The organism is Neptuniibacter sp. QD37_6 (assembly GCF_047778085.1).
Classification (GTDB): Bacteria; Pseudomonadota; Gammaproteobacteria; order Pseudomonadales; family Balneatricaceae; genus Neptuniibacter.
Window position 1 is genome coordinate 217,788 of sequence record NZ_CP180550.1, and the last position, 26,700, is coordinate 244,487.

At 46.2% G+C, this 26,700-nt stretch carries 21 protein-coding genes; 9 read left to right on the top strand and 12 right to left on the bottom strand.

Features of this window, described 5'->3' with window-relative positions; translation table 11 throughout:
- The first annotated feature begins 130 nt into the window (after positions 1-130).
- From rpoH to ACMXYO_RS00940, 6 genes are all read left to right on the top strand, one after another.
- Positions 131-985, top strand: coding sequence for an RNA polymerase sigma factor RpoH (gene rpoH, locus ACMXYO_RS00915; protein ID WP_415883124.1), 855 nt, complete (start codon positions 131-133; stop codon positions 983-985).
- A gap of 112 nt (positions 986-1,097) precedes the next feature.
- Entirely contained in the window at positions 1,098-1,478 is a 381-nt protein-coding gene (locus tag ACMXYO_RS00920) for a DUF423 domain-containing protein (protein ID WP_415886557.1), read from the top strand.
- A 4-nt stretch (positions 1,479-1,482) separates the two neighbouring features.
- Complete coding sequence (gene thiS / locus ACMXYO_RS00925) at positions 1,483-1,683, top strand: sulfur carrier protein ThiS (protein ID WP_415883126.1); 201 nt, start codon at positions 1,483-1,485, stop codon at positions 1,681-1,683.
- A 59-nt stretch (positions 1,684-1,742) separates the two neighbouring features.
- Positions 1,743-2,537 (top strand): thiazole synthase, encoded by a 795-nt coding sequence (locus tag ACMXYO_RS00930; RefSeq protein ID WP_415883127.1) that lies wholly within the window; start codon positions 1,743-1,745, stop codon positions 2,535-2,537.
- Between the two features lie 92 nt (positions 2,538-2,629).
- Positions 2,630-3,361: a tRNA (guanosine(46)-N7)-methyltransferase TrmB gene (gene trmB, locus ACMXYO_RS00935; protein WP_415886559.1), complete on the top strand. Its 732-nt coding sequence runs from the start codon at positions 2,630-2,632 to the stop codon at positions 3,359-3,361.
- A gap of 241 nt (positions 3,362-3,602) precedes the next feature.
- Positions 3,603-6,110 carry an EAL domain-containing protein gene (locus ACMXYO_RS00940; protein WP_415886561.1) on the top strand — a complete coding sequence of 836 codons (2,508 nt, stop codon included), beginning with the start codon at positions 3,603-3,605 and terminating at the stop codon, positions 6,108-6,110.
- A 125-nt stretch (positions 6,111-6,235) separates the two neighbouring features.
- Here ACMXYO_RS00940 and putA read toward each other — a convergent pair whose 3' ends face one another.
- Together putA and putP are read right to left on the bottom strand one after the other, a co-directional pair.
- The gene (putA, locus tag ACMXYO_RS00945; protein WP_415886562.1) at positions 6,236-9,856 is read right to left on the bottom strand and encodes a bifunctional proline dehydrogenase/L-glutamate gamma-semialdehyde dehydrogenase PutA; all 3,621 of its coding nucleotides are present in this window, start codon (positions 9,854-9,856) and stop codon (positions 6,236-6,238) included.
- Between the two features lie 225 nt (positions 9,857-10,081).
- Positions 10,082-11,548, bottom strand: a complete 1,467-nt coding sequence (putP, locus tag ACMXYO_RS00950; protein WP_415886563.1) for a sodium/proline symporter PutP — start codon at positions 11,546-11,548, stop codon at positions 10,082-10,084.
- Between the two features lie 383 nt (positions 11,549-11,931).
- Here putP and ACMXYO_RS00955 point away from each other — a divergent pair, with 383 nt between their 5' ends.
- Complete coding sequence (locus ACMXYO_RS00955) at positions 11,932-12,393, top strand: Lrp/AsnC family transcriptional regulator (RefSeq protein WP_415883132.1); 462 nt, start codon at positions 11,932-11,934, stop codon at positions 12,391-12,393.
- A gap of 56 nt (positions 12,394-12,449) precedes the next feature.
- Here ACMXYO_RS00955 and ACMXYO_RS00960 read toward each other — a convergent pair whose 3' ends face one another.
- A complete protein-coding gene (locus tag ACMXYO_RS00960) occupies positions 12,450-12,917 on the bottom strand; it encodes a Spy/CpxP family protein refolding chaperone (RefSeq protein ID WP_415886564.1) in 468 nt (155 codons plus the stop codon).
- A gap of 187 nt (positions 12,918-13,104) precedes the next feature.
- Here ACMXYO_RS00960 and ACMXYO_RS00965 point away from each other — a divergent pair, with 187 nt between their 5' ends.
- Both ACMXYO_RS00965 and ACMXYO_RS00970 read left to right on the top strand, forming a co-directional pair.
- A complete protein-coding gene (locus tag ACMXYO_RS00965) occupies positions 13,105-13,815 on the top strand; it encodes a response regulator (protein ID WP_415886565.1) in 711 nt (236 codons plus the stop codon).
- Complete coding sequence (locus tag ACMXYO_RS00970) at positions 13,812-15,176, top strand: sensor histidine kinase (RefSeq protein WP_415886567.1); 1,365 nt, start codon at positions 13,812-13,814, stop codon at positions 15,174-15,176. Before ACMXYO_RS00965 ends, ACMXYO_RS00970 begins: the two co-directional genes overlap by 4 nt.
- A gap of 3 nt (positions 15,177-15,179) precedes the next feature.
- On the opposite strand, the gene ACMXYO_RS00975 is transcribed toward ACMXYO_RS00970, so the two are convergent.
- The 9 genes from ACMXYO_RS00975 to ACMXYO_RS01015 all read right to left on the bottom strand — a co-directional run bounded on the left by ACMXYO_RS00975 (position 15,180) and on the right by ACMXYO_RS01015 (position 26,647).
- Positions 15,180-16,502 (bottom strand): N-succinylarginine dihydrolase, encoded by a 1,323-nt coding sequence (locus ACMXYO_RS00975; protein ID WP_415886568.1) that lies wholly within the window; start codon positions 16,500-16,502, stop codon positions 15,180-15,182.
- Positions 16,499-17,995, bottom strand: a complete 1,497-nt coding sequence (gene astD, locus ACMXYO_RS00980) for a succinylglutamate-semialdehyde dehydrogenase (RefSeq protein ID WP_415886569.1) — start codon at positions 17,993-17,995, stop codon at positions 16,499-16,501. Before astD ends, ACMXYO_RS00975 begins: the two co-directional genes overlap by 4 nt.
- Complete coding sequence (gene astA, locus ACMXYO_RS00985) at positions 17,992-19,029, bottom strand: arginine N-succinyltransferase (protein ID WP_415886570.1); 1,038 nt, start codon at positions 19,027-19,029, stop codon at positions 17,992-17,994. Before astA ends, astD begins: the two co-directional genes overlap by 4 nt.
- Positions 19,030-19,055: 26 nt before the next feature.
- On the bottom strand, positions 19,056-19,859 hold the full coding sequence (locus ACMXYO_RS00990; protein WP_415886571.1) for a DUF1338 domain-containing protein: 804 nt from the start codon (positions 19,857-19,859) through the stop codon (positions 19,056-19,058).
- Positions 19,856-21,121: a hydrolase gene (locus ACMXYO_RS00995; protein WP_415886573.1), complete on the bottom strand. Its 1,266-nt coding sequence runs from the start codon at positions 21,119-21,121 to the stop codon at positions 19,856-19,858. The genes ACMXYO_RS00990 and ACMXYO_RS00995 overlap by 4 nt, the downstream gene beginning before the upstream one ends.
- Positions 21,122-21,144: 23 nt before the next feature.
- Positions 21,145-22,359 (bottom strand): aspartate aminotransferase family protein, encoded by a 1,215-nt coding sequence (locus ACMXYO_RS01000; RefSeq protein ID WP_415886575.1) that lies wholly within the window; start codon positions 22,357-22,359, stop codon positions 21,145-21,147.
- A gap of 106 nt (positions 22,360-22,465) precedes the next feature.
- Complete coding sequence (locus ACMXYO_RS01005; RefSeq protein WP_415886576.1) at positions 22,466-24,523, bottom strand: putative bifunctional diguanylate cyclase/phosphodiesterase; 2,058 nt, start codon at positions 24,521-24,523, stop codon at positions 22,466-22,468.
- 306 nt (positions 24,524-24,829) lie between these two features.
- Entirely contained in the window at positions 24,830-25,552 is a 723-nt protein-coding gene (locus ACMXYO_RS01010) for a glutathione S-transferase family protein (protein ID WP_415886577.1), read from the bottom strand.
- Complete coding sequence (locus ACMXYO_RS01015) at positions 25,553-26,647, bottom strand: alkene reductase (protein WP_415886578.1); 1,095 nt, start codon at positions 26,645-26,647, stop codon at positions 25,553-25,555.
- Positions 26,648-26,700 lie beyond the last annotated feature (53 nt).

Here is a 26,700-nt window from a genome sequence, read left to right on the forward strand (position 1 = left end):
ATTTGCGTTTTATCCTATTCCTAGTTATATTTTTCGGTCCGCTTTTTAGGAAGCGTGAATTTGTTGGAACTTTTGTACTATAAACAAGTCATATCTGCGGTGTTTAAAGCAGAATGATATGAGGTCATTAATGGGCACAAGCTTGCAAGTTGTTGAAAACCTTTCTCCTGGTCAGAACCTGGATGCGTACGTACAGACTGTTACGGCGATTCCTGTGCTGAGCGTTGAAGAGGAACGTTCTTTGGCTGAGCGCCTACACTTTGATGGCGACGTAGAGGCTGCTCGTCAGATGGTTATGTCTCATCTTCGTTTTGTTGTACATGTTGCTAAAACGTATTCTGGTTACGGTCTGCCTTTAGGTGATCTAATTCAGGAAGGTAACGTTGGCCTGATGAAGGCTGTTAAGCGCTTTGACCCAACGATGGGTGTGCGTCTGGTTTCTTTCGCCGTGCACTGGGTAAAAGCTGAGATGCATGAATTTATTCTGCGTAACTGGCGTATTGTGAAGGTTGCAACGACCAAAGCGCAGCGTAAGTTGTTCTTTAATCTGCGTTCGAAGAAGAAAGGCCTGGGTTGGATGACCAACGATGAGGTTGATCTAATCGCAGAAGATCTAGGAGTAGAAGCAAAAACTGTTCGTCAGATGGAAGGTCGCATGGCCTCTGTTGATACTGCATTTGATGCGCCGGAAGGTGCGGATGATGAGCAAGCGGCTTGGGCTCCTGCTCATTACCTAGAAGATAAAAGCGCAGATCCATCGCTACAGGTGGAAGATGCTAACTGGGAACAGGATGCACAGCGTCGTTTGATGTCGGCTATGTCTGAACTGGACGAGCGTAGTAAAGATATCTTGGCACGCCGCTGGTTGACGGATGATAAAGCTACTTTGCATGAGCTAGCAGCAGAGTACGAAGTATCCGCTGAGCGTATTCGTCAGTTAGAAAAGAATGCAATGAAGAAGATTCGAGTCTCCATGGAAGCGTAATTCGTTTTCTGGAGTAAAAAAGCCGCTATTAAGCGGTTTTTTTATGTCTGCAGTATTCGGCAAGGCCGTAGCAAATTCGGTATAATCCGAACTCGTTTTAACAGAGTTCATCATGAATACACATCCACTGCTTTTTATTGCGTCCATTTTCGGCTTTTTAGCTGTGGCTATCGGCGCATTTGGTGCACATGCAGTTAAAGGCTCGATCGAACCTTCCCTCTATGTTGTGTATCAGACCGGTGTGGAATATCACTTTTATCACGCGCTGGCGTTGCTGGTTTTGGCATTCGCTCCAGAGCGTTTAGATATGAAAGTGATTAAGCGCGCGGCGATTGGATTTGTGATTGGAATTCTGTTGTTTTCAGGCAGCTTGTACTTAATGGCGTTAACTGGGATGCGGTCATTAGGTATGGTTACACCACTAGGTGGAGTTGCGTTCCTTTGCGGGTGGGCGTTGCTGGGGTATGCAGCGCTGACTTCAGGTAGGAGATAGATCAATGCAGGTTCAGGTAAATGGTGAGATGCTGCAGTTGCAGGATGGTATCACCCTGACAAGTTTGGTTGAGCAGTTAGAGTTAGGCGAAAAGCGTATCGCGATTGAGCTTAATCTTGAAATTATTCCGCGCAGCCAGCATGCTGAGACGGTTTTAAAAGAATCAGACCGTGTTGAAATTGTTCACGCCATTGGTGGCGGTTAATTTCAGCATTTGATGCAGTACAGCCAGAGTAAATAATAACGAGCATTTGGAATTACACCATGTCCCTAGAAAATGATCCGCTAGTAATCGCAGGCCAATCTTTTAACTCTCGTCTGCTAATCGGAACAGGTAAATATAAAGATCTGGAAGAGACCCGTTTGGCGATTGAAGCAAGTGGTGCTGAAATCGTAACCGTGGCTGTACGTCGTACTAATATTGGTCAGAATCCAGATGAGCCAAATCTGTTGGATGTGATCTCTCCAGAGAAATACACCATCCTTCCGAACACGGCAGGCTGCTTTAACGCTGATGATGCGATCCGTACCTGTAAGTTAGCGCGTGAGCTGATGGATGGTCATGATCTGGTTAAACTAGAAGTGTTGGGCGACCAGAAAACTCTATATCCAAATGTTGTTGAAACAATCAAAGCCGCAGATGTGCTGGTACGTGATGGTTTCAAAGTAATGGTTTACACCAGTGATGATCCAATCGTCGCGAAAGAGCTAGAAGACCTAGGCTGTGTATCTATCATGCCACTAGGTTCTATGATCGGTTCTGGTTTGGGCATTCTTAACCCACATAACATCAATGTCATTATGGAAGATTGCAAAGTACCGGTATTGGTAGATGCCGGTGTAGGTACTGCGTCAGAAGCCGCGGTAGCGATGGAAATGGGTTGTGAAGCGGTATTGATGAACTCAGCTATCGCCGGTGCTCAAAACCCTATTTTAATGGCTTCAGCTATGCGTAAAGCAGTTGAAGCTGGACGTGAAGCATTCTTGGCGGGCCGTATGCCACGTAAGAAATACGCGAGTGCTTCTTCGCCAATGGAAGGAACCATTGTTGGTAAATAATCACCATTAATACACGGTGGTTGGCTACACTTTCCGATACAGCCTGACGTCTCAATGTCAGGCTGTTTTGTTTTACTTAGTTAGGTCAGATGATGACAGAAGAAAATAACATCGAGCAGCAAAACCCTGAGCAGGCTTCTGAAGAGAAGCACATGCGTACTGTAAAAAGCTTTGTCTTACGTGCTGGACGTATGACTGAAGGTCAGCAGAAAGCGATGGAAGATGTATGGCCGCAAATGGGGCTTGAGCTGAAACAGGGGATGTTAGATCTAGCTGAGGTGTTTAATCGCGATGCCCCGGTTGTACTTGAGATCGGTTTTGGCATGGGCGATTCACTGGTTGAAATGGCAAAAGATCAGCCAGAGAAAAACTACATCGGTATCGAAGTACATCGCCCAGGTGTAGGTCGTATCCTAAGCAATGCAGAGCGTGAAGGCTTAGGCAACATCCGCGTATTCTGTGATGATGCAATTGAAGTGTTGGCGCAGTGTATTCCAGATGGCAGCCTTGACTGCATTCAATTGTTCTTCCCTGATCCATGGCACAAAAAGCGTCACCACAAGCGCCGCATCGTTCAACCTGAGTTTGCTCAGACATTACGTAAGAAGCTGAAAGTGGGTGGTGTTTTCCATATGGCTACCGATTGGGAAAATTACGCTGAACACATGATGGAAGTGATGAGCGCGGCTGAAGGCTATCAGAACGTTGCAGGTGACGGAGAATACTCTCCACAGCCAAAGTGGCGTCCAGTCACTAAATTCCAAAAGCGTGGTGAGCGTTTAGGTCATGGTGTTTGGGATCTGATGTTTGAAAAGCTTAGCTGATTAGGCTGATTTTTCGGGCTTTCCGGGGAGGATATTCATTCCTTCCCGTTTTATTACTTCCCTTCTCGCTACCTTAATTTCCTTTCATGTTGGGGCCAAGTTTAGGCTTCCCTGCTAGTTTTCTCTTTTTATTTGACTCGGGTCAATATCATAGAGCCTTATTATTCGTGTGGTTTTATTGTTTGAATTTTATTCAGTAATATTATTATTCTGTCATAAGCGAGAATCTTACCTGAATCAAATGACCACCATGCCATACCCTCTACAACACCTACGGGTTCGCCAAGTTGCGCAACAGCAACTGGTAACCTGCTCTCCGTCGAGTAAGGTGGCTACAATTGTTGGGCTAATGGCAAAAAATAATATCGGCTGTGTTTTAGTTTGTGAAGAAAACCGTCCGGTTGGTATTGTGACGCGTAGAGATATTATGCGCTTAACGGTTGCTGGTCAGTCATTCGAACATATACCTGTCTCCGAGTGTATGTCCTCCCCTGTTAGTACCATTTCAACAACTGCCACTATTGATGAAGCTGGTTTACGCTTTATTGCCGAAGGCTTTCGCCATTTAGTTGTTATCGATGAAAATAATGAGCTATTTGGCGTGTTGTCTGAGACTGATGTTGTTAATAGTCAGGGTGTTGAACATGATCTGTTTTTACGTTCAGTTGCTGAGATTATTAGCAAAGATGCATTGGTTATCCCTGAACATGAAACGGTTCGCTTGGCTGTAGAGCGCTTAGAAACAACGGGTCATAGTGCTGCGTTGATCTGCAACGGTAAGGATATTGTTGGTATTCTTACTGAAAACGATCTGATGGTGAGCATGGCTGACGGTGACTTGGACCTTCCTTTGAAAGATTTTGCTTCAGCCAATTTGGTTTCTGTTGAAGCTGACCTTAGCCTTTACAATGCACGTAAAATATTTCGCCAGCACAGCTTTCACCATTTAGGGGTTAAACGCCATGATGGTGAAATCATTGGTTTGATCTCTTACAGCGACATCCTGCGTAATGTTGAGATGGATTATGTCTATCGCTTAAAAGAATTATTGAATGAGCGTGACCAGGCGTTAGCTTTATCCCAACACAATCTGAAGTTGGCGGATAAAGTTATAAGCGCTTCGATGGAAGCGATCGTAGTGACCGACCTGGAAGCTAAAATCCAGCGGGTAAACCCTGCCTTCACTGATATTACAGGATATGAAGACTGGGAAGTATTGGGCAAAAATACCAATATTTTGAGTTCTGGTCGCCATGATAAGAAGTTTTATCAGGATATGTGGGCTTCATTACAGAGCAAAGGACAGTGGCAGGGTGAGATCTGGAATAAACGTAAAAATGGTACCGTTTATCCAGAATGGCTGACCATTACGGCTGTGGAAAATGATGCAGGAGAGATTTGTCAGTATGCTTCCATTTTCTCTGACCTAACAGAAATTAAGAGATCGGAAGCTCGTATTAAGCGTTTAGCTTATTTTGATGAATTAACTCGCCTTCCAAATAGGAAGATGTTTAATGACAGGCTTAACTTATCCCTTGGATATGCACAGGAACATAGCCATCAAGTCGCTTTAGCTTTTTTAGACTTAGATTTCTTTCAGAGGGTCAATGACCGCTTTGGTCTCGAAGCGGGTGATCAGGTATTGCGTGAGGTGGGTCGTAGAATCGAGTCAATTTTAGAGGAGGGCGATACGGTTGCCCGTTTTGGTGGTGACTCCTTTAATATGATCCTTACTGATGTTGATGATAATACTGCGGTAAGTGAATTTTTAAATCGCCTTCTCTCTACAATCAATCAACCCATATTAGTGTCTGGTACTGAGATAAACCTTACCGTAAGTGTTGGGGTGAGTTTCTTCCCTACAGATGCAACAAAGCCTGAAGATCTGTTCCAGTGTGCCGAAGTGGCCGTTAAACAGGCTAAGGATTTTGGGCGCAATAGCTATCGTTTCTTCTCATCTGAACAGCACCAGTTGGTGAAATCACGCTATCGCATGGCACATGATCTGCACCGAGCGATTGAAGCAGAACAATTTGAGCTGTATTACCAGCCAAAAGTGACAGCAGCGGGTCGAGAACTTGTTGGTGTAGAAGCGTTAATTCGTTGGAATCACCCTGAGCAAGGCTTTATCCCCCCTGATGAATTTATTCCTCTTGCCGAGGACCTCGGTGTTATTGATCAGATAGGGCATTTTGTTTTAAGGGAAGCGGTTCAGCAGTGTTCTAGTTGGTGGAAACAGGGCTTTGAGGTGCCTGTCGCGATTAATGTATCAGCTAAGCAGATGCAGCGCAGAGATATAGCTGAAGAGATTTTAGAGGTTTTGGAGGAGTTCCAGTTGCCCTCTAGGTTGTTGTCAGTAGAACTAACAGAAACGAGCTTCTTGCATTGCTTGGAAGAGACGCGTGATGCCATAAATATTCTGCGTACAGCTGGTGTTAGTATCGCTATCGATGACTTTGGTACCGGTTATTCCAGCCTTAGTTATATCCGCAATATGTCTTTGGATGTACTGAAAATTGATCGTAGCTTTTTGGTGAATATTGAAAGTTCTGAGGTCGATTTGAGTATTGTCGCTTCAATTATCGATATGAGTCAGGCAATAGGACTTAAAGTCGTGGCTGAAGGGATCGAAACTGAGACTCAGTTTGGTCTATTGCGAGAGCTCAATTGTGACCAGATTCAGGGTTACTTAATCTCAAGGCCGATGCCCGCTGATTCATTTGTCGATTGGTATCGAAGCCAAGCTTAAGAATTCATTTTTTAGAATGAAAAGCCCCCGGGGCTGAATGGCGGTAGCCCCGGGGTAAAGGTCTTCGAATTTTGCCCATGAATCAAAAAACGAAGTAAGTGGAAAGGTACTTGCTAAAGCCGGGCTTAGCCGGCTGTAGCGATTAGGCTGGCATTACCGCCAGCGGCTGTAGTATCGATGCACAGATGGCGTTCCATGACGAAGCGTTCTGGTTGATCCAGTTCAGTTATCAGTGGCAGCAACGCGCCTTCGCGAGCGGCGAGCGCCTGACGAATCTCTTTGAGGGTTTCAGTACTGGCATTGCAGCAGATCGCGGCGAAGCCATCGGCTTCGCTGATGGTTTCAGCAGATAACTGACCCACCATACCTTGCACAGGCAATTCGGCCTCAGTGCACTGTTTCAGTAGATCAGCAATACCTTGAGCAATAATAACTACTGCATTGCCCTGCATGAGTGCGGTTGCAGCCTGATTCTTAGCGCTTTCTGCATCGGGACCTAGGCAAAGGACAATACCGCGCCCAGTTTCGGATAGAAGGTTTAACTCGCCTGTTGGCCCTGGCATCTCTGTAGCTTCAGAGCTATGGTCTTGTAGTTTAAATACCTGTTCAGCAAAGACGTTAGCGAGTTGTTCCTCAGAATGCTTTGCATCAGTAGCAGCTGTTTGATCCAGTTGTTGGATCATCTTGTTCAGTGTTTCAGAGTTAATAGTCTGGCCTGCTGGCGCTTCTGTGCTATTGCTAATATTTGAGCGAGTGAAGCGTTTTACGTAGTGTGGACCACCTGCCTTAGGGCCAGTACCGGATAGGCCTTCACCGCCGAATGGTTGTGAGCCGACAATCGCACCAATCTGGTTACGGTTAACGTAGATGTTACCTACCTTAACTTTGTTGATAATGCGCTCAACACGGTTATCCACACGGGTGTGAAGGCCAAAGGTTAGACCGTAGCCTTTGCTGTTGATCGACTCGACAACTTGATCCAGATCTTTTGCTGCAAATGTTGTGACATGCAGAACTGGGCCGAAGATCTCTTCATCAATCTCTTCAATGCCATTAACTTTCAGCACTGCTGGCGCAACAAATGTACCGCCTGTTGGAGCATGGAGTTTCTTAAGCATCTGGCCTTTTGCGGCAAATTTTGCACAGTGCTCATCAATCTTAGCTTTAGCGTTGCTATCGATAACAGGGCCAACATCGGTGCTTAGGAGCCAAGGGTTGCCAAGGCGAAGTTCATCCATGGCGCCAAACAGCATCTCTAGTAGGTTATCAGCAATATCTTCCTGGACATAAAGTACCCGTAGAGCAGAGCAGCGCTGACCTGCACTCTGGAACGAGGACATCAGGACATCGCGTACCACCTGTTCTGGTAGAGCTGTGGAATCAACGATCATCGCGTTCATACCACCGGTTTCTGCCACTAGAGGCGCATCCGGAGCCATGTTTTCCGCCATCACTTTGTTGATGCGCTGTGCAGTTAAGGTTGAGCCTGTAAAGCACACTGCAGCTATGCGAGGGTCAGAGGTCAGTGGCGCGCCGACATTGATACCCGAGCCCGGTAACAGTTGGATAACATCTTCTGGGATACCGGCTTCATGCATCAACGCAACAGCGCGAGCAGCCATTAGAGGCGTTTGGTCAGCAGGCTTAGCGATGACGCTATTACCTGATGCGATGCCTGCTAAAACCTGACCGGCAAAAATCGCGAGAGGGAAGTTCCATGGGGAGATACAGGTGATTACACCGCGTGCTTCACAGCTAGCGTGCTTCTCGGCTTCATTTGCATAGTAACGGGCAAAGTCGACCGCTTCACGAATCTCACCTACCGCATCAAGTAGTGTTTTACCCGCTTCACGGCTCGCCAGAGCAAATAGCTCAGGCGCATTGGCTTCAAATAGATCAGCTACACGGCGAAGGCAAGCGGCACGTTCGCTAGCGTCAGTTTTTGACCAACGCTGGAAGCCTAACTCAGCAGATACAATCGCACTTTCAATATCTTCAGCATTTGCTTCAGTTACTAGACCTACAATATCTTCTGGGTTGGCAGGGTTACAAATTTCAGCCGTTTTGGAGCTGCTCGCGTCGCCTGCAATCATTGGTTTCGCGTGCCATTGCGTGTTTTGGAAGGCCTCGCGAGCAGGTTCCAGTTGTTCCAGAGTTATGTGATCAGTAATATCCCAGCCTTTGGCATTCAGACGCTTTTCACCAAAAATCATGGCTGGTTTGGCAATCATGTTGTTGCTGATTGCGTTATGGCTTTCTAGCACTTGGGTAAATGGATCGGTCGCGATCTCTTCAGGCGTAATACGCTTATCGACAATTTGGTTTACAAAGGAACTGTTGGCGCCGTTCTCTAGGAGACGACGAACAAGATAAGCCAGAAGATCACTGTGTGCACCAACAGGCGCATAGATACGGCAGCGAGTATTGTTCGATTTCAGCACGGTGTCGTGGAGTGATTCGCCCATACCGTGTAGACGCTGAAACTCAAAGTTATCCACATCGTGTTTTTTCGCCATAAACAAAATTGCAGCCGCTGAATGGGCATTATGCGTAGCGAACTGTGGATAGATGCGATCTGTCATCTGCATCAACTTTTCTGCACAGCACATGTAAGATAGGTCGGAATTTACTTTACGGGTAAAAACTGGGAAGCCATCCAGGCCTAGCACTTGCGCGCGTTTGATCTCTGCATCCCAGTAAGCACCTTTAACTAAGCGCACCATGATACGACGATCTAGACGTTCAGCGGTTGCATACAGCCAGTCCAGAACATGAGCGGCACGCGGGCCAAAAGCTTGTACCACAATCCCGAAGCCATCCCAGTCTGCTAAACGTTCATTTGCCAGAACCGCTTCGATCACATCAAGTGAAAGGTCGAGACGATCGGCTTCTTCGGCATCAATATTGAAGCCCATATTGGCATCTTTCGCCTGCAGGGCTAGCGTTAGGGTACGCTCTACTAATTCCTGCATAACACGGGCTTTTTGGCCAACTTCATAACGGGCATGCAGAGCAGATAGTTTTACAGAAATGCCTGGGTTAAGACGGATATCTTTGCTTTCGCAAGCAGATGCCAGTTCACTGATCGCTTGCGAGTAAGCTTGGTGGTAACGGATTGCATCGGCATCAGTTCGGGCTGCTTCACCGAGCATATCATAGGAGTAGCTATAGCCTTGTTTCTCAAGCTTTGTCGCACGTTTGGTGGCTTCGTTGATGTCGCGACCGAGTACAAACTGGCGGCCTAGCTCTTTCATCGCTTGGGCAACGGCGGTACGAACGACAGGCTCACCAAGACGTTTAATCATGCCTTTGACTGTGGAGCCGATGCTCTTCTTCTCATCTTTTTTAAGTAACTTGCCTGTGATGAGTAGTGCCCAGGTTGAACTGTTTACTAATGATGATGCCGATTGGCCTAAGTGGCCTTTCCAGTTACCGGATACCACTTTATCTTCGATTAAAGCGTCGATGGTTAGGCTGTCTGGCACACGAAGCAGTGCTTCTGCCAAACACATTAGCGCGACACCCTCTTTGGTAGTCAGGCCGTATTCGGCAAGGAATTTTTCCATCATGGAAGGGGAACTTTCAGATCGAACTTTGCGTACCAAATCTGCCGCGTTAGCTGAAATAGCGTCGCGCTCTGTTTCGCTTAAACCTGAGTTATTAATCAAACCGTTGATAACGGCTGCTTCGTCTGCCAGATAGTTATTACGAATAGCTGTACGGCATTGTTCGATTGTGATGCTCATAATCTTCCACCTCTTAAATCTATCGGACTATTCTACAAGCGCTCAAATAGTCGATTTGTCTATAAAATTAGTTATGGAGGTTTATTTCTCTTTATTTGGTTCTATTTGCGGATAACTTGGTGTGTTTTTGTTTATTTTTTGAACTTATGTTCCTTTGGTTGTTAGGTATAAAAAAGCCCCAACTGCAAAGCAGTTAGGGCTTTTAAAAAATCTGTTTTCTATTCGTTAGCTTTTGATTTCAGCTTCTACATCGTCAAAGCGTTGCTGAATAGCTTTTGATGGCGCTGGTGTCACTTTGGATACCGCGATAATTGCGATGAAGGCAAAGATAATACCTGGGATGATCTCGTAAAGATCAAACCAACCGCCAGATAGCTGCTTCCAAACTACCACTGTAACGCCGCCAGTGATGATACCCGCAAGCGCACCGCCTTTGGTCATCTGCTTCCAGTACAGTGACATAATCAGGGCAGGACCAAATGCCGCACCGAACCCCGCCCATGCGTAAGACACAAGCTCCAGAACTTTAGAGTCTTTATCCATCGCTAGGAACGTTGCGATCAGTGCGATAACCACTACAGCGATACGACCGACACGAACCAACTGCTCTTGGGTAGCATCTTTGTTAAACAGCGCTTTGTAAAAATCTTCAGCCAGTGCAGAAGAAGATACAAGTAGCTGAGAATCGGCTGTACTCATTACAGCAGCAAGAATTGCGGCCAGTAGAATACCTGCAATTACAGGGTGGAATAGTGCATCTACCATCACCATAAATACAGTTTCATTATCGCCCAAACCGTCTGGTAGGTAGCCGATAGCGGCCAAACCAATTAGGCAGGCACCCGCCATAGAGATCGCACTCCAGATCACTGCGATACGACGTGCAGCAGGAACCGCGTCTTTAGATTTGATCCCTTTGAAACGCGCAAGAATATGCGGCTGACCGAAGTAACCAAGACCCCAGCCCAATAGAGATAGCGTACCGATTAGCGTGATGCTCTTACCATCCGCATCGGTAAACATATTCAATAGCTCAGGGTTTTTCGCTTCGACTGCTGCCAGCGTGCCGCTCAAACCACCAATTTCACCCATCGCGATCAATGGTACTAAGATCAAAGCGCCAACCATTAGTAGACCCTGAACTACGTCTGTCCAAGATACCGCTAGGAAACCACCAAATAGGGTGTAAGAGATAACGGCTGCAGCACCGACAAGAACGGCGATGGTGTAATCAAAACCGAATACAGTCTCAAATAGCTTACCACCAGCTACTAAGCCAGAACTGGTGTAGAACAGGAAGAAAACCAATACGAATACGGCAGAAATAACGCGTAGACTATGGCTGTGATCTTCAAAGCGTTTTTCAAAAAACGCAGGTAGTGTTAGTGCGTCATCAGCACGTTGTGAGTAAACACGTAGACGCTGAGCCACCAACAGCCAGTTTAGCCAAGTGCCTACTAGTAGACCGCCTGCCAGCCAGAAAGAGCCATAACCGGCCGCCATTGCGTAACCAGGAAGGCCCATTAATAGCCAGCCACTCATATCTGATGCGCCTGCACTCAACGCACTTGGGATCGGCCCTAGGTTGCGTCCACCAAGAACGTAATCAGACAGATCCTGAGTGCGACGATAGGCAACAATACCAATTGCCAGCATCAGCATCAGATATAGGATAAATGTCAGGGTTACCATCTAAGAAACCTCTTTGTCATAGTTTATGCTTATTATCGTTCCATCCTCTGTTACACCTTCCTGCGCTAGCTATGCTGCAGACTTTTCTACCTTCATTGGTTGCGAAAAAGACAGTAGTTAAGCTTGGGTATAACGACCGGAAAGCTTACCGGTATTCCATTGGTTAAATGCTCCAAACTTGGCTGTTTTCTAGGCAATTGGTCTTTATTTGTTCGTTTATTCGGATGATTGTTCTAATTTGATGGTTTTTTACCTAGATAAACGCGCTGCATAGCTCTTTTTCATCTATAAGAAAGAGTAGTCAACTTGTTATGAGGAGTCGAATTCACTATATTTTCGCCAAAATTTTGGACGTTTTGACTTTATGCTTCTGGAGCGCCGTCATGGAAAATTTAGATAAACTCGATATGGCGATTTTGCGCGAACTGCAAAAGAATGCACGTATTACGGTTACGGAATTAGCCTCGCGTGTTGGCCTTTCGAAAACACCTTGCCAAGTGCGCATGAAACGCTTGGAAGAGCTTGGTTATATTATGGGCTATACCACCCTGATCGATCAGAAGAAGCTGGGTTCTAAGCATATCGCTTTTGTGCAAGTGACGATGCTAGATACGAAAACCAAAGCGCTGCAGGCATTTAATGAAGCCGTGCGCGCCATCCCTGAAATCGAACAGTGCCATATGATTGCAGCTAATTTCGATTACCTGTTAAAAGTGCGCACGTCCGATATCGAAAGTTATAGGGAAGTGCTCGGTGAGAAAATCTCTAACCTGCCATTTGTGAAGCAAACCAGTACCTTTGTTGTGATGGAAGATGTGAAGGATGTGGCTTCCAAGCTAATTTAACGCTATACCCATAGGGTTACGCGAATATAGGATGCGTAATTCTATGGAATAAAATGTTAATGACATTGCTTCCCTTTTCTGTGCTCCCCTTTATGTTTCATCCATTTCTTGGGCGCTTCACTTTTTAACTGTGCGAATTTGGCTTCCTGTTCAGGGGTCAGAATCTCATACAGTTCTTCCTGATGTTTGGCTTTGGCCATAATCATCGCCTTAGTTTGCTCCTGCGCTTTTAACACTAAGCTGTTGAGCTGTAACTGATAGTCTTTTGATGTTGGGTCTAGTTGCATCAGTTGTTGGCGAAGATCTCGTTTTGCTTGGTGTTGATCCTTCATGCCTGCTTTTTTCTGTTGCATAGTTTCTTTTAGTGCAGCCTGTTGGCTGGTGGTTAATTCAAGTTGTTCAGAAAGATACTGCAGGCGTTTTTCTATCTTTGCGCCGTCATCTTTAGTGTAAGCATGTGCAACGCCTAAACTAGAAACAGTTAACACAGCGGCTGCGATTCCAGTCATGATTTTACGGTTCATGTTCTTTGCTCCTAGGTTGTTTAGTTGATGGAATAAAGTTTGGCTTTTGTAAGCGCAAAGATGGGTTTCGGCAGTGTAAAGTTGGGTAAATCTAACAATAGGGCGATCTATTTTGGTGCTAAAAGGATTATTATTTTTAGTAGATAAGTAGCGAAAATAGGCGGTCAAAGCCAAGTGCAGGATAAGTATGAGAGATAAACAGCGATTATTACTGGTGGATGACGATGTGGAACTATGCGAGTTGTTATCCGATTATCTCGAGCACGAAGGCTTTGAGGTTGAGTTTGCTCACAATGCAGATGAAGCCTGCGCGCAATTAAAACGTTCGGATCGCTACGCCTTGATAGTGTTAGATATCATGATGCCGGGTAAATCTGGCTTAGAGCTGCTACAGCAAATTCGACCTGTAGTGACCTTACCCGTGATTATGCTGACGGGGCGTGGTGAAGAGATTGATCGCATTCTGGGGTTGGAGATGGGAGCGGATGACTATCTAAGCAAACCCTGTAACCCACGCGAATTGCTGGCACGAATTCGTGCAGTCCTACGTCGCTCGGAACCGAAAATGCAAACAACCCTTTTCCCAGATACTAATGTTGAAATGGGCGGTGTCCAGCTTGATCCTGGTTTGCGTGAAGTCCGGATCAAGGGTGAGCTATTGGAGCTTACGGGGACGGAGTTTAACGTGCTTGCTTACCTAATCGCGAATGCTGGAAATGTATTGGATAAAGAGCAGCTGACTGAGCTGGTTTTGCATCGAAAACTTGCGGCATTTGATCGAGCAATAGATGTTCATGTTAGCCGTGTACGGCAGAAATTAGCGAAAGCGCTACCAGATAAAGAGTTCATTAAAACAGTGCGTGGTGTCGGCTATCAGTTTATTAAGGATCTGGTATGAAGTGGTATAAGCGACTGTTTTGGAAAGTTTTTGCCGCAATCTGGTGCGTGAGTTTTTCTGTGCTGTTAGCGACTATCTGTGTGGTTAGTACCATTACAGAAGAGGATCGCTTCAAGGAAGTAATCACAGCAAAGGCAGAAGGCTATGCAGAGCTGATGATTGAACGTTATGAACGCATGGGTCATGCCACAATCCCGCCATTACGGCTGAAACATTTCAAACGCTCGCATAGGGATAAAGAGATTGGCCTACCTGCGGCTGATCATCACAAAGAACGCACACCTCATTGGAAACGTTTTATCTGGCGAAGTGTAACTAAACGTGTCCATATTACCGATCTGGCTGCACAGAGACAGGTTGTTGATCTTCCCTATTTTGAAAAAGCTCGTGAAGATAGTTACCGTTTTAATCTAGAGTCAGAGCAAGGTCGTCAGTATGAAGTTTTAGTCGATCTTAGCTGGGAACGTTCTCCCTATGCAGATTTAGTGAACCGTATCCTATCGGTGCAAATGGTACTGATTTTATTGGTGTCTTCTTTGGGTGCTTTGATCGTATCAGCAATTATTGCGCGGCCACTAATTTTGCTACGCGAGCACACTCAGGCGATCTATCGTGGTGAGTTAGATACACGTACCGATGAAAAGTTAAGGGCACGTGGTGATGAATTGGGTGAGTTAGCCCGAGATTTTGATCGTATGGCTGATTATGTTCAACAAACTCTGAGCTCTCATCAGCATCTGATGTGTGATGTATCCCATGAGTTAAGAGCGCCGCTAGCACGATTACAGGCTGCGGCTGGTATTGCAGAGCAGCGTTTGGGTGAAGGGGATAAAACTGTTCAACGGATCATTCATGAGTGTCAGCGCTTAGATCAATTGATCGGCGAAATCTTATCCTTATCTCGCTTGGAACAGATGGAGGTTAAAGGCGAGAAAACTAAGCTCAGTGATGTCCTGCAAGAGTTGCTTGATGATGCCCGTTTCAGCCAGCAAACACGTGAGTTTGAACTCTGTATGGAATCTGACTGTGAAGTGGAATTGAAAGCGCCTCTGTTACTTCGAGCGCTGAATAATATCTTGGGAAATGCCTGCAAACATACACCGCAATCGGCGCCAATTGAGTTGAGTGTGCATAAAGGTGAACACTGTGAGATTCGTATTCGCGATCATGGTGAAGGTGTGCCAGCAGAGCAGTTAGAAAAACTCTGCGAACCGTTCTTCCGGGGTAACAGTAAATCCGAAGGCTATGGTTTAGGGTTAAGTATCGCGCAACGGGCTGTACAACGTTTAGGTGGTGAACTTAGTCTATCAAACCATCCAGAGGGCGGATTGGAAGCGCGCATTCTGTTGCCTTGCGCCTAACATTTAGTTGTAAAAATTGGGGAGCTTTAACAGCTCTCCCAAGTGGGATAGCGCACTGTGTATCTCTGAAATCAGCCGAGGGTCGCGCAGATCCTCAAGGCTTAGGCGATCCCGGTAGTGTGTTTCTATCCAATGTTTCAGCGACTCATATAGTGCAGGGGTTAGCAGTATTCCGTGATGGACAGCACTTAACTCTTCAATCGTGATTGGTAGCGCCAAGCGCAGGCACGCTGGACCGCCACCGTTCTGCATACTTTGTGTTAGATCGATAAATTGGACTTCGCTCACAGGGTTGTCGGCAGCTATTAACTCCTCGCAGATGGCATAAGCCTTAGCGCTGATTTTACTTTCTATGGGGGCAAGTAACATAAGGCTGCCATCGTTTTTTTGGATAAGCTGACTGTTGAATAGGTAAGTTTCTACTGCTTCTTGCAGGCTTAGCTTGCTGGAGCTGACCTCAAATATCTTAAGTGCATCCTGCCAATGACAGCTCTTCATCCTTAAAGTGTTTAAAACCTCACTTTGTTCTTTAAAAGCTTGTTCATGCAGGAATAAAAAGTTCAGATGACCCACCGCGACAACATCGTTGTGAAAAGCCCCGTGGTCTATGGCAATAGGGTTCTGTTGAATCAGTATACTGCGGCTTTGGTCCAGCTGATGTTGGCGGATAATACTTTCGCTAGCGAGGCGAGTTTGGCGTGCTGGAAAGCGTGTACTTGCGCTCAGCGAGCCTTCTCTGCCATAGATAAATAGATTCAGAGCATCCTGGTCACAAGGCGAGTTTAAGCGCATCTGATTGGCAGCACCTTCATCTGCAAAGATCGGTTGTGATGGCAACGGAACATGCACGCTAAATCTGTCGTGATCGTCAAAACAGGTTTGGAAGAACTGATAGTTATGTTTGGTTTCTAATGATCGATGAATGCTGCTATTCAAGTTTGCAGGGGTGAAGTGTAAGTGTCGATCTCTGGTATCTTGAGATGCTGAGCAGGTTGCGCTGTTGGCTGCCCACATAGCAGAAGCGGAATAGCAGGCGGTCAGCAACTGAGGGGCTTTATTCCAAGCTTGATCTAAGAGTTGCTCGTCGGAGCCGCGAAAGCCTGCCGCATACAGAAGTGCTAGATCCGGTCGTATTGGCGGAGGAATGATACCTTGTGGAATACCAAGCTGATGCAGCATCCACATCTTTTCCAAACCCTGTAATGCTGCGTCTTTGGGTGAGGATATCTCGCCCTGATGCTGTTGTGATGCAAGGTTGCCCTGTGCGAGTCCCGCATAGTGGTGATTGGGAGCGACCAAACCATCTAAGTTAAGCGTTAAACTCATTCATGACTCCAAACATGATCGGCGATATGTAGGCCCGGAGGGAGTTTATCTGGGATATCCATGCTGTCGGCCTGCATAGAGGCAACTGGGTAAGCGCAATAATCGGCGGCATACCATGCACTGGCTCGATGATTACCACTGATACCCGTACCGCCAAAGGGGCGAGCACTGGACGCACCGGTTAATGGTCGGTTCCAGTTGATCAATCCTGTTCTGACACGACGCTGAAAGTACTCAAAGATTTTGGGGTCATCACTTAGTACGCCGGCCGCTAAGCCATAGCGCGTGTTATTGGCCAAGGTCGTTGCCTGCTGAATATCTTGGACACGATAGATCTGCAGTAGCGGGCCGAAGTACTCTTCATCATCAGGGCTCTCAATTGCAGTGCAGTCGATCAATCCCGGTGTGAGTAACGCACCTTTATCAGCAAAGCGTTGCATGCTGACCAGTGTTTCAGCACCTTGTTCAACCAGTTTTTCTTGAGCGTTCAGCATAGAGGTCATAGCTGATTGGCTGATCAACGCGCCCATAAAGGGCGGTGGGTTCTGGTTATAGGTGCCTACCTCAATTTTGGTCACAGCTTTCTGCAATGCTGCAATAAACTCATCCCCTTCTGTGCCGACTGGCACTAACAAACGTCGGGCACAGGTACAGCGTTGACCAGCAGTGATAAATGCGGACTGGATGGTGTTGTAGACGGCTGCAGCGATATTGGCAGTTTTAGCTACCAGTAGAGGATTATTGCCGCCCATTTCGAGTGCTAAAATCTTTTCGGGTTGTCCGCCAAATTGTTCATGTAGGTAACAACCGGTAGCAGCACTGCCAGTGAAGTAGAGACCATTAACCTCAGGATGCTTAGCTAGATGAGCCCCGGTTTCTTTTTTACCTTGAACCAGATTAAGTACACCATCGGGCAGTTCGGCTTTTTGCCAGAGGTGGACCATGAGTTCTGCTGTCCGTGGCGTAGATTCACTGGGTTTGAATACGATGGTGTTGCCCGCTAAAAGCGCTGGCATGATATGGCCATTTGGTAGATGCCCTGGGAAATTATAAGGGCCAAATATCGCTACGATGCCGTGAGGACGATGGCTGAGAATAGAGCGTGCGCCGAGTACGGTGCTCTCTTCAGTTGGGCAGCGCGCTTGATACGCTTTAATGGTTAGTGCTGCTTTGCCCAGTATTGCGGTGACCTCGGTTTTTGCTTCCCACAGAGGTTTGCCTGTTTCCTGCCCGATGGTATCGGCGAGTAGATCTTCGTGATCTTTCACCAGCTCATTAAATTTCAGTAAATAGGTTGCACGCTGTTTTAGGGTCAGATCAGACCAGTGTGGAAAGGCTTCTGCAGCAGCCGAAACAGCCTGGTTTACTTGTTCTGCGTCAGCTGCAAAACCTTGCCAGATCCGCTCATTATTGCCCGGATTCAACGACTCGATTTCGGAGCCGTTGCCTTGAACCCATTCGCCATTAATAAACAATGATGCTTGTGGTTTCATGGGTGCCTCCCTTTTAGTTCGACCAATCGAATGGTGTCACTGTCTTTAACCTGAAGCAGTTCGGCTGTTTCAGGTGTGAGTTCAGCGATGCCTTGATTGGTTTGGCAGTGAGCAAGGCAGCAACGAAAACCTGCTGCACGGGTATTACTAAGTAGATAAACTGAGTTGGAATCGCAAGTCTGTGATTGTGGTGAAATCCTGATTTTTGCGTAGCGGCTATTTCTAATCGCGCGAATTTTTGCCAATGGCGCCGTAATTGTCGGGCCTGCATCGAAGATATCCACATAGTTCTCAAAGCGAAAGCCTTCGCTTTCCAACATGCGCCGGGCGGGTTCAGTATTAGCGTGTACCTGACCAATCACTTCCTGCGCCTCTTCGGGTAGTAGGTGAATATAGATGCTGTATTTCGGCATCAGTTCGGCAATAAAGACTTTGTTTCCAGATCCTGTGAGGTAATCAGCTTCAGAGTAGTCCATCGCAAAAAATTTACGCCCGAATCCTTCCCAAAATGGTGAGCGGCCATTGTCATCAGAGAAACCACGCATCTCAGCGATGACCCGTTCAGAAAAGCGGTTTGGCTGTTCTGCCATAAACAGGAAACGACTTTTAGAAAGTAGGCTGCCGTTTTGCGAGTGACGATGGTTAGGCTTTAAGTAGAGGGTACAGACCTCAGTGCAGCCAGTGTAATCGTTACAGAGATAGAGAGTTTTAAACTGGTTATGGATATTAAGTTCACGTGATGCGTGAACCACGGTGCCTACTCGATAGTGATACCATGGTTCTTGTAAGCCGACGGCAGCTTCAATGCCTGTGGTTCCCACGACTTCATCAGTTTCACTGTCGATCAGTACAAACAGATAGCTTTCATTGTGGGCTTTCTGAATATCTTGTTTTAGCGCGTTTAAGCTACGCTCGATTTTATCAGCGAGCAGAGCACTGTTTTCGGGGAGAGAGGTAAAGCCGGGACCTGATTCTATGGCGATCTGATGTAAGGTCTCTAAATCGTTCATCTCAATCGGGCGAATGTAATACATAGTCGACCTCCTGTTCCTAGCTCTTCCTAGCGGCTATCTGTGCTTTCGAAGATTTTGTCGGCAGATGCAGCAACAAACCCTTGATATAGCGTGCCGTCCTCTACCGGATAACGACGAGCAAACTCGTAGTAGCAACCTGGTATTTCTACTGTGCCATCACTAAATTCGACCGCTACTTTACTCGCTAAGGTTGAGGACTGTTCTAGTCTCTCATCGGGGCTGCCTTTCATTTCGCCGCCTGCACTATTGAGTTCAATCGAATGGCTTTTTAAAAACTGATTAACTTCTTCAATGCTGGTGTGCGAGGTGAGTGCATTGACGAAAATAGTGAAGTGGTTAGGTCGGAAGCCAAAGGCTGCTAACCAGGCCGCATACTCACTTTGTGCGAGTAGCGCCTTGTACTCTTCATAACTGACCTCCCAAGGACGACCGCAATAACATAAGCTCTCTGGGGGTTGCTGCATGGGATCAAGCTCAGCTACTAAGTTATGCACAAGCAGTTGATTGTCAGTGCTGAGTGATTCGGTCATCAGTTGGCTGATAAATATTTTCGGCAGGGCTGGGTCATCGTGTTGGAAATGCTTGGCGTAGAGATGTTTGTTCGGGAAGTGATATTCACCTGCTACGCGATAACCGCTGTAGAGAAACGGCGTGGCCATCTTATCTATATTGACCTCTTCCAGATCAAAGGTGCGTAAAGCGATATGGTCATTGATCACTTGGTAGTTCAGATCGCTGAACAGCTGGTGGATATGGCGAGCTTGTGGGTTGAGCTGTAAATAGTCCTGCCACATATCATCCAGCATTTGAGTTAGCTCTTCATTGGTCATTGTGGCCTCCCCTGAGGGCGCAGTCGCTTAAATGGCAATCCTTCACGGGCTATGTGAAAGAGTAGCAGTGCGCTGAGCTGTGCGCGTGAACTCAGGCTAGGTAAATTGATAAATTCATGAGGGCTGTGGATAAAATTACCGGTCACACCCAAGGTGTCTATATTAGGCAGGCCTGCTGCCGATAAGTTATTACCGTCACAGCAGCCACCGGTGGCACTCCAAGTTAAAGCGGGGCCCAACCGCTCTGAACACTGTTGTACCAGTTGATAGAGTGCTAGGTGAGGTTGGTTGATTTGTTTCGGGTAGCGCCCGAAATTCCCATGAAGCTCAATATGGAACCCCTCTTGCTGATTATGCTGCTGAATAAATTCATTGATGCGTTCAAGACACCAGTCCGCATCCTCTGCTTTTTGAATTCGAACGTTAAACTTACATACGGCTAGATCGGGCACTTTATTAGTGGTCTCACCTGCTTTGATAACGCCTGTATTGAGGGTTAAGCCTGGCTTTAAATTATTTAATGATGCTAGTTGTAGGATCAGTTCAGCGGCTTTATTGATCGCATTTCTACCCGTTTCTGGAGCTCTCCCCGCATGAGCTGAACGGCCTTGAACAACCAAAGTGAAGTTGCCACTACCTTTTCGTTCCCCTGCGAGATTGCCGTCAGGCAAGGCTGGTTCATAGATCAGTCCAATATCATGATGTTTGGCGGCTTCGGCTAAGTGGTCGGCTGAGCCGGGTGAGCCAATCTCTTCATCTGGATTTAAGATGACACTCCAACCGATCTGATGCGCAAGCGGATGCTGCGCCAAAGCTTCAAGCGCGGACAGTATGACCAAAATACCGCCTTTCATATCGGCGGCACCGGGGGCATTCAATCGGGTATGGTCCAAGCGAATGGCGTGTTGGAACGGGCTGTCTATAGGAAATACTGTATCGGTATGGCCGCAAAACAGTATTTGGATTGGCGCGTCTTGGTTATGGCTGAATTTCCAGAGAGAGCCTAAAGGTTGGTGCTCAGCTTTGCCGGTGTAATCTATTCGTTCCCACTCAGGTAGTTCAACCCTTTCAAATTGGCTACTAAGGGGGGTAAACAATTCTTGGTATTTAAGGCCAACTTGATTGATCCCAGTAGGGTTAAGTGAGCCACTATTAATCTCAACTAACTCAATTAGCTGTTGCTCTCTCAGCTGTTGTTGAGCGCTGATCTTATCAAGAAGATCACGCTCTAATTGTTCTAGTGGTTCGACAGGTAACTGCATAAATGACCTCTAGCACTCTCAGCTCAGGCCTGTTGGTTAAATAAATGCATAGTGTGATTGAAGCGAGCTAACCCCTCTTTAATATCGTTTTCAGGAATAATTAGTGAAGGCGTGAGGCGAATCACATTTAAGCCAGCGACCAGTACCATCAATCCTGTTTGTTGTGCGAGCTCTAAAAACAGTCGCGCTTTACCTTGGAATTGCTCACTTAACTCGCAACCGATTAACAGGCCTTGACCGCGTATATCTTTAAATAGCTCTGTTTTCTGATTGAATTGCGCAATCTGTTGGGTGATCTGATGATGTTTATGGAATACACCTTCGAGAACCTCTGGGGTATCAACGATCTGTAACAGTTTGAGTGCCACTGCACAGCCTAGCGGGTTACCCCCATAAGTACTGCCATGACTACCGACGTTAAAAGAGGTAGCGACCTTTTCGGTACTCAACATCGCAGCGATTGGAAATCCGCCCCCTAAGGCTTTGGCGGTAGTTAAAATATCGGGTGTCACTTGGCTGTGTTGATAGGCGTATAGCTTGCCGGTACGACCCACGCCGGTTTGTATCTCATCAAAAATTAGCAGTGCATTGTGTTCTGAACACAGGTTTCTCGCAGCTTGTAAATACTTAGTTGTGGCGGGTGTAATTCCGCCTTCGCCCTGTATCGGTTCAATGACTACTGCACAAGTATTATCGGTAATCTGCTGTTCTAATGCGTCGATATCGTTAAAAGGCACATGAGATATACCAGCAGGTACGGGTTCAAAGCCTTCACGATATTTAGGTTGCCCGCCTACTGAAACGGTAAATAGGGTGCGACCATGAAAGCTGTTATTGCAGCTGATAATTTCATGCTTATCGGCACTAAAATTATCATAAGCGTATTTTCGGGCGAGCTTAAAAGCGGCTTCATTGGCCTCAGCACCTGAATTGGCAAAGTAGACTTTCTCGGCAAAGGTTTTATCGCAGAGCGCTTGGGCTAATTGCAGGGCTGGTTCATTGGTCCAGACATTACTAAGATGCCATAACTGATCCGCTTGATGATGAAGTGCTGCGGTTAGTTCTGGATGGCAGTGACCTAACGCGTTGACGGCAATGCCACCTGCGAAGTCGATGAACTCATTACCCTTCTGATCCCATACTCGAGAACCTAGTCCTTTAACCGGAATCATTTTTTGCGGCGCGTAATTGGGCACCATTATTTGATCGAACGTTTCCCTATCAACATTGGAGGACATAGCTTGTCTCCTCTACTGCATAGATAAGTTTAAGTTTAGACCGTTACGGCAAAAAAGCTTTTTAGCGGCAATAGCTTAAAGGGAGTGGTGCTAGGAATACGCAGTCTCAATGACTGTTAGTCGAGTCGTCGTGGTTACGCTCATCGATGGTGCTACATGCGTCACAAAAGTATTGAGATTCACGGTACTTATTGTTGAAATCTTCAAAACTTAAGGGGTAGCTGACTAGAAAACCTTGCATGGTATTGCAGTTTTGTTGTTGCAAGAAATCCATCTGAGATCTGTTCTCTACACCTTCTGCTATCACATCCAAACCCAGTTGCTTGGTCATGGCGATAATGGTTGAAGTTATCGTCATATTGTCTTGGTCTTCGGGAATTTGTTGTAAAAAAGAGCGATCAATCTTTAACAGATCGACAGGCATTTTAGTCAAATAGCTTAGCGACGAATAACCTGTGCCGAAATCATCTATAGCGAGGCTTATTCCCATGTTTTTTATGCGCTTCAGGGTACTGATAGCCGTTGGCATGTCCCGCATAAGCATGCTTTCGGTGATCTCTAATTCTAACCATTCTGGCGCAAGTGAGGCTTTGGCTAAAGCTTCAGATATCTGAGAAATCAAAGAGGGATCATCAAATTGGCGTACAGATAAATTTACGCAGACCTTGATTGGGGGTAAGCCTTGGTCCTGTATTGATTTAGCCGCTCGACAAGCTTCCTCTAACACCCAACGACCAATTGGGATGATTAAACCGGTTTCTTCTGCGTGCGGAATAAATTCATCAGGCGGTACATTGCCATTGACGGGGTGCTGCCAGCGAAGCAGGGCTTCAACTGCGGTGATGCGACCATCTAAGGCGCATACCTGCGGCTGATAAGCCAAAGATAACTGTTTGCCAATTAAGGCGTTTCTTAGATCATGCTCGATTGTGAGTATGCGTTGTGCATCTTCATTCATTTGATCCGCAAAAAAAGCGTAAGTGTTCCTACCCTGTCTTTTTGCGTGATACATCGCTAAGTCGGCGTTTCTTAGCAGGTCGCTTGCATCCACACTATCATGGCCGATCAAAGTAATTCCGATACTGACGGTTACACTTAATTCGTGAGGACCGATCTGCATTGGCTGAGACAGTAATGACAGCACATCGCTGACACGACTAATTATCTGTTCACGGTCTTCGCAGTCTTGGAAAATAACCGTAAATTCATCACCGCCAAGGCGGAACACAGAAGTTTGGTGGCGGGTGCAGAATTTTAAACGGCTTGCTATGGTGGTCAGGAGCGCATCTCCTGCTTCGTGCCCCATCGTATCGTTAATCTGCTTAAAGTGATCTAAATCGAGTAACAGTAAAGCATGCAGTTTGTCACTGGCTGGATTTTGTAGATAGTTATCCAGAGTGCGACGGAAGTTTCGACGATTGCCCAGTTCGGTTAGCGGGTCGAAATAAGCCATTTTCTCTAGTTGAGCATCATGCTCTTTGATTTTAGATATATCTTCACTGACAGAAACAAAATTAATGATATTACCCAATTCATCATGAATAGGTGAAATATTTTGTAGGGACCAGTACGTCGAACCATTTTTGCGTTTATTGAGTAAGGTGCCTCGCCATTGTTGATGATTAAGTACTGTGCCCCACAACTGCTTGTATACGTCGTTTGTGGTTTGCTCAGAGCGTAGAAAGTTTGGTCGTTTGCCGAGTATCTCATGACCGTCCCAACCCGTAATTTCGCTAAAACGGCTATTGGAGTATTCGATCTCACCTTGCGCATTTGTGATAACAACCGCGCTGCCAGTATTTTCTACCGCATTCCTGAACACTTTAAGCTCTCTAGCTTGGCGAGCACTCTGGCTAGAGTTACGTAGTGTTATAAATACTTTACGCTTCTCTGTTTTTTGAACAATGGTGAACTCGGTGCGCAGTTGCACACTTTCTCCTTGGGAGAAGAGTTCTATATGGGTATCGTAAGAATTTCTCTTCCTGGCAAACAGTCCCATGATGTGTGGGCGGATAGCGAGTTTAAAATCTTCAGGCAACTTATTGTTCTGAGGCTCGCCTATTCTGTTCCAGATTAGCGTTGCCGCATATGGATTGCAGTGCAAACAGTTGAGAGTGTCATCCAACACAAGCACACCAATAGAGGATTGTGTAAACCAATCCATTGGAATAGTGCTGTGATTTGTTGGATTTGATTCTGTTTTCTGCATATGTCTTGTTTGAATTTGTTGGTTCGACCTATGCATTCTGCGCCAAAAACTGTTGGAATGATTTAGATGTTTAATAAAGTTGTAAGTGGTTTGATATGGGTCAATTTTAAGCAGTGAACAAAATGAATTTTTTATTAGGATTTTAGCCTAAGGTATAAAAAATACTAATATTACATTGGGTTATGCTTGATGTTTATCCCTTTTAAATAGATTGGTTAGTTAAGGGTAAGAAGAGGTTTTCTCCTTACCCTGAGTAATTTACTAGGCTGCCTTTGCAGGGATTGACCATCCTTTTTGTACGGATGGTCGCTGGTTAAATCTATTGATATAAGAGTTAACTTGTTTGAATTTTGCTATTTCTGTTTCATTTTCCACACTGTAAAACCGCTCTATAGTATCCAGCCAAGGCACTAAAGCGATATCTGCAAGTGAGAAGTCACCCGCAATCCAATCTTGTCCATCTAATTGGGTTTCGATTACATTTAGTAGGCGCTTTGCTTCGTTGATATAGCGTTGTTTTGGTCGAGGGTCTTCAATTTTGCTACCTGCAAAGGCATGGAAATACCCTAGTTGGCCAAACATCGGACCGACTCCGCCCACTTGAAACATCAACCATTGCAGTACTTTGGCTTTTTCAGAAGCGTTATGGCCTATTAACTTGCCGGTCTTTTCAGCCAGGTACACCAAAATTGCACCGCTTTCGAATAGGCCGATCGGTGAACCTTCGGGGCCATTTGGATCGATTATTGCCGGGATTTTATTGTTGGGGTTGAGTGATAGGTATTCCTGACTTTTGATATCGCTGTCTGCCAATGTCACTCTGTGAGCTTCATAAGGAATCTGTAGCTCTTCAAGAGCAATGGATATTTTTACGCCATTTGGTGTGCCGAGCGAATAGAGTTGGAGGATATCTGGATTTTTGGCTGGCCAGCGTTTAGAAATGGGATACTGATCAACATGTGGGTAATCTTTAGGATTGCTCATTTATACGCTCACTATGTCGTGCTGGTTTAAGAAGGGGTAGTCGTTGTAGCCTTCGGGGCCAGGGGTATAGAAAGTATCGGGATTAGGTTCGTTAAGCCCAGCATGATTTTTGAAGCGTGCGACGAGATCGGGATTAGCGATAAAAGGCACCCCAAAGGCAACAGCATCTAGTTGTTTATCCAATATCGCTGAGTCTGCTTCTTCATAGCTGTAGCCCATATTGCCAATCAGGTTGCCGTGGTAGTGCTCTCTAGCGATTGAACTAACATCACCTTGTTGCTCGCCTAGGAAGTCACTGCGCATTAGATGCCAATAAGCGAGCTTGTAATGATTGAGCTTTTCGGCAAGACAGAAGGTTGTGCCAATAGGATCGCTATCTTGCATGTTGTTAAAACCATTTAAAGGCGAAGTGCGGATGCCCACTTTGTCGTTTCCCCATACTTCACAAATAGCGTCTAAAACTTCGAAGATAAGTCGAGATCGGTTCTCTAAACTGCCGCCGTATTGATCTTTACGTTGGTTACTGCCGTCGCGTAAGAACGAGTCTAGTAGGTAGCCGTTGGCAGCGTGGAGTTCTACACCATCGAACCCCGCTTTTTTTGCATTGATAGCCGCCTGTTTGAACCCTGCAATGATCTCTGGAATCTCGTCTATTTGCAGCGAACGTGGCGTTGTATAAGGTTTAGGTCCATCAAGGGTGTGAACTTCATCTTCGATCGCGATTGGGCTTGGGGCAACCGGTTGAATGCCGTTATTTAGATCCGGATGGCAGGCGCGTCCGCCATGCCATAGTTGCACAACAATCTTGCCGCCTTTTTGATGTACGGCCTCGGTGACTTTTTTCCATCCAGCTATTTGTGCTTCTGAATAGATGCCGGGTTCATTGATAAAGGCACTGCAGTTTTCCATCACCATGGTGGCTTCGGTAATAATCAAACCTGCAGTAGCACGATCGGCATAGTGCTGAACCATTAATGGGCCAGGAATATGATGTTCGTCAGCGCGGGCACGGGTGAGAGGTGCCATCAAAATTCGATTGGATAGTTCGATACTGCCCAGTGCAATAGGGCTGAACAAGATTGGTTGTGTAAGCATAATTGGCTCTTTGTTAGTGGGTCAAAAAGTTGATGACTTAGGTAAAGAGCTTT